Source organism: Nocardia sp. CC201C (genome assembly GCF_030010695.1).
Classification (GTDB): domain Bacteria; phylum Actinomycetota; class Actinomycetes; order Mycobacteriales; family Mycobacteriaceae; genus Nocardia; species Nocardia otitidiscaviarum.
Genome location: NZ_JASCXP010000045.1, coordinates 17364 through 27853, shown reverse-complemented (window position 1 = coordinate 27853; position 10490 = coordinate 17364). Strand labels below are relative to the sequence as shown.

Genomic DNA, 10490 nt, shown 5'->3' with positions numbered 1-10490 from the left:
CCAAACCCCGGGGGGTACCCGGGTTTTCCGCGATCGCACCGACTACTGGGCGACCAGTTCCGGAATCTCGGCGGCGCTGTCGTGACCACCCGTGCGCGGGTAGGTCGGGTACTCGATGCCCGAGATGTACTGCACCGTGCGCACCACCTGGCACGAGTAACCGAATTCGTTGTCGTACCACAGGTACAGGATCGCGGTGTCGCCGTCGACGATGGTGGCGTTGGCGTCCACGATGGAGGCCGCGCGCGAACCGATGAAATCGCTGGAGACCACATCGGTGGCGGCGGTGTAGTCCAGATTGCGGCTCAGCGGACCCGACAGCGACACCCGGCGCAGGTACTCCAGCACCTCCTCGCGCGTGGTCTCGCGCTGGAGCTGCAGGTTCAGGATCGCGACCGAGACGTCCGGGGTGGGCACGCGGATGGAATTGCCGGTGATCTTGGCCTTGAACTCCGGCATCGCCTTGGCCACCGCGGACGCCGCACCGGTCTCGGTGAGCACCAGGTTGAACGGCGCGGAACGACCGCGGCGGTCGGCCTTGTGGAAGTTGTCCAGCAGGTTCTGGTCGTTGGTGAACGAGTGCACGGTCTCCACGTGGCCGCGGACGATACCGAATTCGTCGTCCATGGCCTTGAGCGGCGGGACGATGGCATTGGTCGTGCACGAGGCACAGGACACGACGCGCTCCGACAGGTCCAGTCCGCGGTGGTTGACCCCGTGCACGATATTCGGCACATCGCCCTTGCCCGGTGCGGTGAGCAGCACCTTGGCGATGCCGGGGCGCAGATGCTGGGCCAGGCCCTGCCGGTCGCGCCACTTGCCGGTGTTGTCGATGAGGATCGCCTCGTCGATGCCGTAGGCGGTGTAGTCGATGGTGGTCGGGTCGTCGCTGTAGATGAACCTGATCACATTGCCGTTGGCGATGATCGCATCGTTCTCGGCGTCGACCTTGATCGTCCCGTTGAACTGCCCGTGCACCGAATCCCGCCGCAGCAGCGAGGCGCGCTTGGCCAGATCACCCTCGCCGCCCTTGCGCACCACCACGGCCCGCAGATTCAGCCCGTTGCCGGAGCCGGTCTTCTCGATCAGCAGTCGCGCCACCAGCCGCCCGATCCGCCCGAAGCCGTACAGCACCACATCCCGCGGCCCCTGCTCGGCCTTGTTGCCGTCGGTGACCTCGGCCAGCACGGCGGCCGTGAACTCGGCCACCGACCGCCCGCCGCCCTCGGCACGATAGGCCGTCACCAGCCGCCCGAGGTCGATCTTGCACGGCCCCAGATCCAGCCCGGCGAGCACCTCGAGGAACGGCAGCGTCTCCTCGATCGACAGCTCCTCCCCCTCGATCTGCCGCGCGAACCGATGCGTCCGCAGAATGCTGATCACCGACTTGTTCACCAGCGATCGGCTGTGCAGGAGAATGGTCACCCCCTTCTCCCGATACAGCTTCCCGATAATCGGAATCATCGCCTCCGCGGAAGCCTCGTGAGCGTTCCAGCGGTCAAGGTGCTCGGTAGTCAACACACGTCCTAGGGGTGTCCTCGATCAGTACGAAAATCGACTCTAGCCAGGCCCGCGGTATCACACGGGCCCGCCTTCCCCTTGTGAGGTTCAGCCCACGCACATGGCGGACCGGACGAACCGGTCCACGGCGGCGGTGAAGCCGTAGCCGGTGGTGTCGGTGATCGAGAGTGCGACGCTGTGGCTGCCGTCGGGGCTGCGCAGGGCGAGGGAGCCGAAGCCGTTGACGTAGCCGTTGTGGCCGTGGCCGTGGCAGCCGGGGGCGAGGCGGAATTCGTAGAGGCCCAGGCCGTAGCCGTAGGAACCGTTCACGTGCCGGAAGGCGCGCATCTCGGCCAGCAGATGCGGGGGCAGCAGGCGGCCGTCCAGCAGGCCGGTGAGGAAGGTGTGCAGGTCTTGGGTGGAGGAGACGATGCCGCCGGCCGCCCACACGTACGAGGGGTTCTGGTCGGTGACGTCGGTCAGGCCGCCGCCGTAGTCGTAGTAGCCGTGGGCGTGCGGGCCGAGAATGCCATCGAAGGTCTGCGGTACACCGGTGCCGAACATGAGCAGCGGCAGCGTGATCCGGGTGTAGATGTTCACGTGGTACGGCAGCCCTGACGCCCGCTCGATGAGCAGGCCCGCCACGATGTAGTTGGTGTTCGAGTAGGCCCACCCGCTGCCCGGCTCGAATTGCAGCGGCTTCTCCGTCGCCCACCGCACGAAATCGGGCGGCTGCCAGGTGCGCCGGATATCGCCGAGCGTGTCACCCACCATCGGCGGGTAGCCACCGCCACCGTTGAGATAGTCGAGCAGGCCGCTGGTCTGCGCGAGGACCATGCGCACGGTGATCCGGGGATCGACCCCGAATTCGGGCAGCCAGCGGCTCACGGGATCGTCCAACCCGATCCGGCCCTCGCCGACGAGCTGCAACAGCGCGGTCGCGGTGAACGTCTTGGTGATACTGCCGATGCGGAACCGCCCGCCGCTCGGCACCGGTTCCGGCCGCCCCAACCGCACCACCCCCGCGGACCCGTCCCACACTCCCGCGGGCGTGCGCACCTGCGCCTGCACCCCCGCCGCCCCATGCGCGACGATGTCCTCCAGCGCCCGCTGCCAGCCGCCGGGTTCGGCGACGGCGGACGTGTGCGCGGATCCCGCGCACAGCAGAGCGGCGGTGAAGACGAGCAGAACTCGACGCATTTCGCGCACAGTAATAGTCAGACCGCATCGAGTACGGTCAACACGCCCGACACACCCCCAACGACCGAAGGAGCATCCCCCATGCGCGCCCTGTTCCCGATATGCGTGCTGGCCGTCGCGGTCGTGGCGGTCAGCGGTTGCGCCGACTCCGATCCGGAACGCACCGAACTGACATTGACCGTCGCCGCTCCGGACAACCGCGACACCGCGCGCACGGTGACCCTGCGATGCTCACCCGATGTGGGCGGCGATCACCCCGCCGCGGACCGCGCCTGCGCCGAATTGGACGCCGTGGACGGCGACTTCGACGCACTGAACGTCAACCGGCAGGCCATCTGCACCCAGGAGTACGACCCGGTCGTCTACGCCGCCAGCGGCACCTGGCGCGGCCGAGCGGTCGCTTTCACCAAGACCTTCCCGAACGACTGCCACGGCAAGGGCGCGACCGGGAGCGTATTCGACTTCTGAGCTCGGGAGAGTGATCCGCGGAACAGCGCCGGAAGGTCCTGATCGACACCGGCGTGGATTACCATCGGGCACGACGCCGAGAGGGGGTGGTGAGCGTGGCCGCGGAACAACAGGGTGCCCACGCTCAGCGAATCGACCGGGCCATGTCGACGGTGCGCGGACGTGCCGAGGCGTCCGGGGGCATGGTGATCGTCGAATCCGATGCGTACGGGACGATCACCGACCTCCAGATCTCGCCCGCCGCGATGACCGTCGAACCCGCCCGACTCGCCGCGGCCATCACCCGGTGTCATGAACGCGCCAGGGAGGAAGCCGAAGCCGCCGCGGCCGAAATGCTCGGGCAACTCGCCCGGGACAGCCGTCCAACACCGCCCGCCGCGGCGACCGAGCAGTGGGAAGACGCTGCCCCGGTCCGGATCACGTACCGGCTGTAGGAATGACGAGGGAGGGCCACAGTGTCGGTTGACGGGTTGCAGGTCGATCCGGCGGCGTTGGAGCAGACCGCCAAGGGCATCAACGGCATGATCGACGCACTGGCGGAGGTGGGGATCAAGGAGACCGCGTCGTCCGGGCGCGGGTTGGCGCTGCTCACCCTGTCCGCTCTGGAGGCGGGCAAGCAGTCGGTGCAGTCCGAATTCGAGTCCTACACCGAGCGGTGGTCCTGGGGCGTGCGGGCGCTGGTGCAGGCGGGCAATCAGATCGCGCAGGCGCTGGGCCTGAGCGCGGGCCGCTACCAGGCCATGGAGGACAAAGCCTCCACCATGTTCAAGGTGCTGTGGACCAGCATGGCGGGCAACCCGCACCTGACCAAGGACCAGATCGCCGCCCGCGACTGGGGCGAAACACTCGCCGACAACTCGTTCAACCACATCCGCAATCCCGACTACAGCCGCGAATCCTTCGACCGCGCGGCCCTTGCCGCGCAGATGAATTGGGAGATCGTGCAGGCCGTCGGCCCACAGGCGGCCGCCAACCTGGGCGTGCTGAGCAATCCGGCCACGATCGGCACGGGCGGTGCCCCGGACGGACTCCCCGCGCCGGGCTGGAATACCGGCGCGGCCGCCCAGGTCGAGCAGATTCAGCAGAAGTACGCGCCACTGCTGAATCCACAAGGCGGCCAGGGGGAGTAGTCCGGGCGTGGGTATCGGGGACTGGCTGGAGGACAAGGCCAATCAGATCGGGGAGGCCGTCGAGAACGCGGCCGAATCCGCCACCGCGGCGGTCGGCGAGGCAATCGACGACGTACTCGACGTCGGCGCGGACGCCGCCCGCTCCGTCGGCTGGGACGGGGTGGGCGAGGCGCTGGACGACGCCGGCGACCAGGTGTCCTCGGCGCTGGGCGGGGCGGTCGAGGAGCGGGAACTCGGGGAGACCGAGGACCCCAAGGAGCTGATCCGCGGCGAACCGTCGGCGATCACGGAGGCCGGAAACAGTCTGGGGAAGCTGTCGCAGGCGGCCGATCAGACCGGTGAGGGGTTGCGCGCGGTCGGGAACATCAGCGACTGGCACGGCTTGGGCGCGGACGGGTACCGGGTGGGATTCTCACCGCAGCCCGGCAAATGGACCGAGGCCGCCGATGCCTTCACCGATGCCAAGACCGCGCTCGAGGCCTGGGCTTCGGCGGTATCGGCGGCCCAGGGTCTGGCCGCCGACGCCATCGCCGAATGGAAGGCAGCGGTGCAGGAGCGGCGGCGGGTGCTGGCCTGGTGGAACTCGCTCACCGACGAGCAGAAAGACCGGGCGACGGTGACCGACACCTGGTCACCGCGCTTCCAGGCCGCGCGCGACATCCTGTCCCGGGCACGCACCAATCGCGACACCGCGGCCGATCAAACGGTGGCCTCGTTGTCCGCGGCCAAAGCCGCGGCGCCGGAAGAGCCGCCGTTCGTCTCCCGCATGGCGGCCAACCTCGAAGACGCGGCGCAGATCGGCGAGTACGCGAATCTCAGCTTCACCGACGGTGTACTCAGCGGGGCGTCGGGGCTGCTGCAATTCGTCCGCAAGCTCAACCCCACCGACACCTACAACCTGACCCATCCGGGTGAGTACCTGGAGAACATGTCGAATCTGGCCGGGGGCCTGGTGACCACCGCGGCCGATCCGGGGCCGATGGTGGACGCGCTGATCGACGACGCGCGGGCCAATCCGTTCGAAGCCCTCGGCACCGTGGCCTTCGATGTCGCGACCGCCGTTCCGACCGGCGGTGCCGGACTGGCCGCCAAAGCGCCGTCGCTGCTGAACAAGGTCGACAATCTGGCCCCGTCGGTCCGGCCGAGACCCGAGGTGCCGACCCGCGCACCCGTCGATCGGGCCGCGCCGGAAGGGTTCAGTCCCCGCTCCGATCCGGCGGCCACGAATCCGCGTGCCGATATCGATACTACTGCGCCGCAACGGGATACGCCCGGCACGGACGCTCCGCCTCGTGACGCCGACGCCCCGGTGCAAGACCGGGGCGCGGGCGCTGCTCCAGAACCGGATCGCCCCGACTCCAGTGTGCAGGCCGCCCAACATGATCAGCCAGCCCCGGCGCGCGAACAGCCCGCCGATCGCGCGGATGACGACGGGCAGGTCGAGGTGTCCGCCGATCAGCCTCGGGGTGAACCGGATTCGCCCGCGACGCGCCCCGATCCGACACCGGAGGCACCGGCGCGGCGCCCGGACACTCCCTCGGCGGGACCGGCCCGCGTCGATGATCCCGGCACGCCGGGCACTCGCCCGGACTCCGATCCGCCGGGGCCACTGCGCGATACCTACACGCCGCCCACACATCCGGACATCTCCGATACCCCGGGCGCGACGCGACCCGACGTCGATCCGGCCACGACACCCCGCGATACCGCCCCGGACGGGCCGCGCGGCAACGACCCGGCCGGTACGAACCCGCCGCAGAACCAACCACATTCCGATCCGGCCGCGAATCGACCGGAGCAGCAGCCGCATTCGGATACCGACGTGGATGCGGGCGACAGGCAGCCGGACTCCACTCTCAGCCCGGCATCGACAACTCCGGACAACCCGCACGCCGACAACAGCGGACGCACACCCGCAGACGCGGCGACCCGTCCCGACAGCATGAGCCCGGCCGACACACCCGGCACCCGCACATCCGACACGACCGCACCCGCCCACACCCATTCGACACCCGCCAACACGCACACTGCCCCGCCCCGCGACGCCCCCACGCCGCGCGCTGATCCGGCGCCCGGTCCCGCACGCGCCGACACCCCGGCGAGCCGAGGGCCGGTGTCCCCCACCGCGACAACTCCGCACAGCCCCGCCCCGCGTCCCACTCCGGACGCTCCGGCCGGTCCACGCGCCCAGCCCGGGGATACGAATCCGCGAACCAACCTGGACGCCGGGACTTCCGCCCGCCCGCTCCCCGACAGCCCGAATGCCCCGCGCGCCGACCTCGCACCCGATACGCGACAGGCACCCGATCAGGGTTCGGCACCCGACCGCCACCCCGCCGACGGCCGCGAACCGGACACGCGAAACGACGACGGTGCCCGGGACCGCGACACCGACGACCATCGTGACCAGAGCGACGACGGCCGCGACGACACCGGCGACCGCGATACCGATCCCAACCGTGACAACCAAGACGGACAAGAGGATTCGCACCAGTCGGGTCCCGATGTGGCCGACGCCGCGAAGGACCCCGCGCATACCCAGACCGACGCCGATGTCGCCAAATGCGGCGACCCCGTCGATGCCGCGACCGGCGAATTCCTGCTGCCCGAAACCGATCTCACGCTGCCCGGCGTGCTCCCCCTGATCCTGACCCGGCGGCACCGCTCGAACTACCGCTGGGGCCGCTGGTTCGGCCCCACCTGGTCGTCGACCTTGGATATGCGCGTCGTGGTCGACGAGCACCAGGTGACCTTCCTCGGCGAGGACGGCCTGCTGCTGGCCTACCCGCACGCCGATCCCGGCATCGCGGTGGAGCCGCTGGTCGGCGGCGCGCGGTACACGTGCGCCCGCACCGATACCGGCACCTACCGCGTCTCCGATCCTGAGCGCGAAATCATCTGGCATTTCAGCCCGGATCCGGAACTCGACGGGCTATTCGGGGTGTACCCGATCTCCGCGATCACCGACCGCCACCACAACCGTGTTCGCTTCCACTACGCCCCCGACGGCACTCCGACCGCCATCACGCACACCGGCGGCTACCACATCGAGGTCGCCACCGATTCCGCCCTCGGACGCGTGACCGGCTTGACCGTCGTCGACACAACCAGCCCGGACGGTCCCGAATCCAGGACCGCCGTCCGCCGATTCGACTATGCCGCAGGCAATCTGGCAGCGGTCACCAATGGTTCCGGCGCCACCACCCGCTACACCTACGACGACCGTGACCGCATGCTGTCGTGGACCGACTCCCGCGGCACCACCATGGTCAACACCTACGACAGCGCCGGTCGCGTCATCCTCCAGCACGGCACCGACGGCGTCCTCAACGCCGGATTCGACTACCTCGACTACCCCGACGGCACCGGCCACATCACCCGCCACATCAACTCCCAGGGTGCCGTCACCACCCGGGGTTTCGACCACGACCTGCGCGTCCGCGACATCATGGACCCGGCGGGCGGCCACACCCGCATCGACTACAACGCCGACCGCCGCCCCCTCCAGGTCACCGCCCCCGACAACGCGGTCACCCGCTACACCTACTCCCCCGACGGCGACGTCACCCGCATCGTCCGCCCCGACGGCCGCTCCATCGATATCGCCTACGCCTGGCGCAACCGCCCCGAAACCATCACCCACCCCGACGGCACCACCGCCCGCCGCGACTGGGATGCCCACGGAAACCTCACCGCCACAACCACTCCCGGCGGCATCCGCACCACCTACACCTACCACCCCAACGGCGCGGTAGCGACCGTCACCGAACCCAACACGGCCCGCACCGCGGTCACCGTCGACGCCGCGGGCCTCCCCGTCACGGTCACCGACCCCCTCGGAGCCACCACCCACATCACCCGCGACGCCTTCGGCCGCCCCACCGCCGTCACCGACCCCCTCGGCCACACCACCCGCTACCACTGGTCCCCCGACGGCAAGCTCCTGCGCCGCCTCGACCCCGACGGCCACCACGAGTCCTGGACCTACGACGGCGAAGGCAACCTCCTCACCCACACCAACCGCGCCGGCGGCATCACCCGATTCACCTACGCCAGTTGGGATCTCCCCATCTCCCGCACCGACCCCGACGGCGCCACCACCCGCTACACCTACGACACCGAACGCCGCCTCACCACGGTCACCAACCCGCTAGGCCACACCTGGCACTACCGCTACGACACCGCCGGCCGCCTGATCTCCGAAACCGACTACAACGGCGCGACCACCACCTACACCCACGACCCGGCCGGCCGAGTAGCCACCGTCACCCCCGCCACCGGCATCACCCGCCACCACCGCTACGACATCCTCGGCCGCCTCACCGAAATCACCACCGACTCCGGCCACTGGCGCCGCTACACCCACGACCCCCTCGGCCGCCTCCTCTCCGCCACCAGCGGCGAAGCCGAAACCCCCATCCACACCCTCGATTTCACCCACACCCCCGACGGCCAACTCGCCACCCAAACCCTCGACGCGGGCACCCCCATGCGGTTCGAATACGACCCCCTCGGCCGCCGCGCCCGCCGCATCACCCCCACCGGCTCCGAAACCCGCTGGCGCTGGGACTGGTCCGGCCGCCCCACCACCCTCGAAACCGACGGCCACACCATCGGCTTCACCCACGACCCCGCGGGCCAACTCACCGAATGGACCATCGGCGAACTCGCCATCACCAACGCCTACGACCCCCTCGGCCGCCTCCAGCAACAAACCGTCACCGGCTTTCCGACCCGCCTGTCCACCCTCGGCCTGGACAGCAACCCCCGCCCCGAACCCCGGCGGCTCCGCATCGACGAATACACCTGGCGGCCGGACGGATACATCACCACCCACACCACACACACCGACAGGGCAACCACCCGCGTCGACTACACCCTCGACCCCATCGGCCGAGTACACACACTCACCCGCAACGGCGCGCTGGCCGAGCAGTACAGCTACGACGCTCTGAGCAATATCACCGAGAGCTACACACCTAGCGAGCCAACCTCTGCGACGCCCGACTCACCGGGTGCTACCCCCGACCAACCAACCAGCAGCAGCACCCGCCGCGAATACCACAACAACCTCCTCATCCGCGACGGCCGCACCCGCTACCACTACGACGCTTCCGGCCGCCTGATCCGCAAAACCACCACCCGACTGTCGCGAAAGCCAGCGGTCTGGCACTTCCGTTACGACGCTTTCGATCAGCTGACCGATGTGTGGACCCCGGAGCAGCAGTGGTGGCATTACACATACGACGGACTGGGGCGACGGAGCTCAAAGCAAAGGTTGGCGACCGATGGCACGGTTCTCGAACGCGTTGATTTCACGTGGGAAGGAACCCATCTCACTGAACAAACCGCAGATGGTGTGCCAACCCGCTGGCACTATCTACCTGGAACGTACACGCCGCTTACTCAGACCACCGGTCAGGCCACAACCAGCTATGAGCGCCACGCCATCGTCAGCAGCCCTGTAGGCGCGCCGGTCGAGCTCATCAGCCCTACGTCGGCTCAATCACACGGCACTGCCGCAGCCACGCTTTGGGGCAACACCACCTGGAATGGCTCTGCTTACACGCCGTTGCGCTACCCAGGGCAGATCCATGACTCCGAGACGGATCTTCATTACAATCTCCACCGGATCTACGACAGCGCGACCGGCCGCTATCTGACTCTGGACCCGCTAGGACTTCTCCCTGCACCGAACCCGAGCAACTATCCGCACAATCCGACTTCCTGGTCTGACCCGCTCGGACTGACGCCCTGTCTAGAAGGTACTCAGTCGAACCCGTTCGAAACTAGAGAACAGGCAGAGCGTGCCGCCTTCGAACTCGCTGGCGTTCCCTACGGAACCAGGCCGGATGCAGAATGGGTCGTAACCGACGACGTGAGATACGCTCATATGCCAGGATATGTATACGGAGATGATCCAACACATCTGGGCAACTTCCGACAATTCGAGACACCAAATGGTTCCCGAGTGGTCGTGGAACACACACATGACCCTGCGGGACCACACTTTCACGCTGGCAAACCCAAGGGAGACGACACAAGACAGTTCGTGAACTTTGGATGGGATAACTCACCTGGAGTGCCGCCCAATCGCTATTCGGAAAGCATGGAACGGTATGGCAAGATGAACAGACCTGACATGGAAGATCATCACTACTTCTACAAGTAGATCAATGAATCATGCGGATA

6 protein-coding genes are annotated in these 10490 nt (G+C 68.1%); 4 read left to right on the top strand and 2 right to left on the bottom strand.

Features of this window, described 5'->3' with window-relative positions:
* Positions 1 to 42: 42 nt before the first annotated feature.
* Together QK444_RS07725 and QK444_RS07720 are read right to left on the bottom strand one after the other, a co-directional pair.
* On the bottom strand, positions 43 to 1518 hold the full coding sequence (locus QK444_RS07725) for a glyceraldehyde-3-phosphate dehydrogenase (protein WP_282778480.1): 1476 nt from the start codon (positions 1516 to 1518) through the stop codon (positions 43 to 45).
* Positions 1519 to 1608: 90 nt separating this feature from the next.
* Entirely contained in the window at positions 1609 to 2700 is a 1092-nt protein-coding gene (locus QK444_RS07720) for a serine hydrolase domain-containing protein (RefSeq protein ID WP_282778478.1), read from the bottom strand.
* Between the two features lie 81 nt (positions 2701 to 2781).
* Between QK444_RS07720 and QK444_RS07715 the strand changes: the two genes are divergently transcribed.
* The 4 genes from QK444_RS07715 to QK444_RS07700 all read left to right on the top strand — a co-directional run bounded on the left by QK444_RS07715 (position 2782) and on the right by QK444_RS07700 (position 10470).
* Entirely contained in the window at positions 2782 to 3168 is a 387-nt protein-coding gene (locus tag QK444_RS07715; RefSeq protein WP_282778476.1) for a subtilase-type protease inhibitor, read from the top strand.
* A 95-nt stretch (positions 3169 to 3263) separates the two neighbouring features.
* Positions 3264 to 3602 carry a YbaB/EbfC family nucleoid-associated protein gene (locus QK444_RS07710; protein WP_282778474.1) on the top strand — a complete coding sequence of 113 codons (339 nt, stop codon included), beginning with the start codon at positions 3264 to 3266 and terminating at the stop codon, positions 3600 to 3602.
* A 21-nt stretch (positions 3603 to 3623) separates the two neighbouring features.
* Entirely contained in the window at positions 3624 to 4298 is a 675-nt protein-coding gene (locus QK444_RS07705; RefSeq protein ID WP_039811755.1) for a hypothetical protein, read from the top strand.
* A 7-nt stretch (positions 4299 to 4305) separates the two neighbouring features.
* Positions 4306 to 10470 (top strand): putative T7SS-secreted protein, encoded by a 6165-nt coding sequence (locus QK444_RS07700; RefSeq protein WP_282778470.1) that lies wholly within the window; start codon positions 4306 to 4308, stop codon positions 10468 to 10470.
* Positions 10471 to 10490 lie beyond the last annotated feature (20 nt).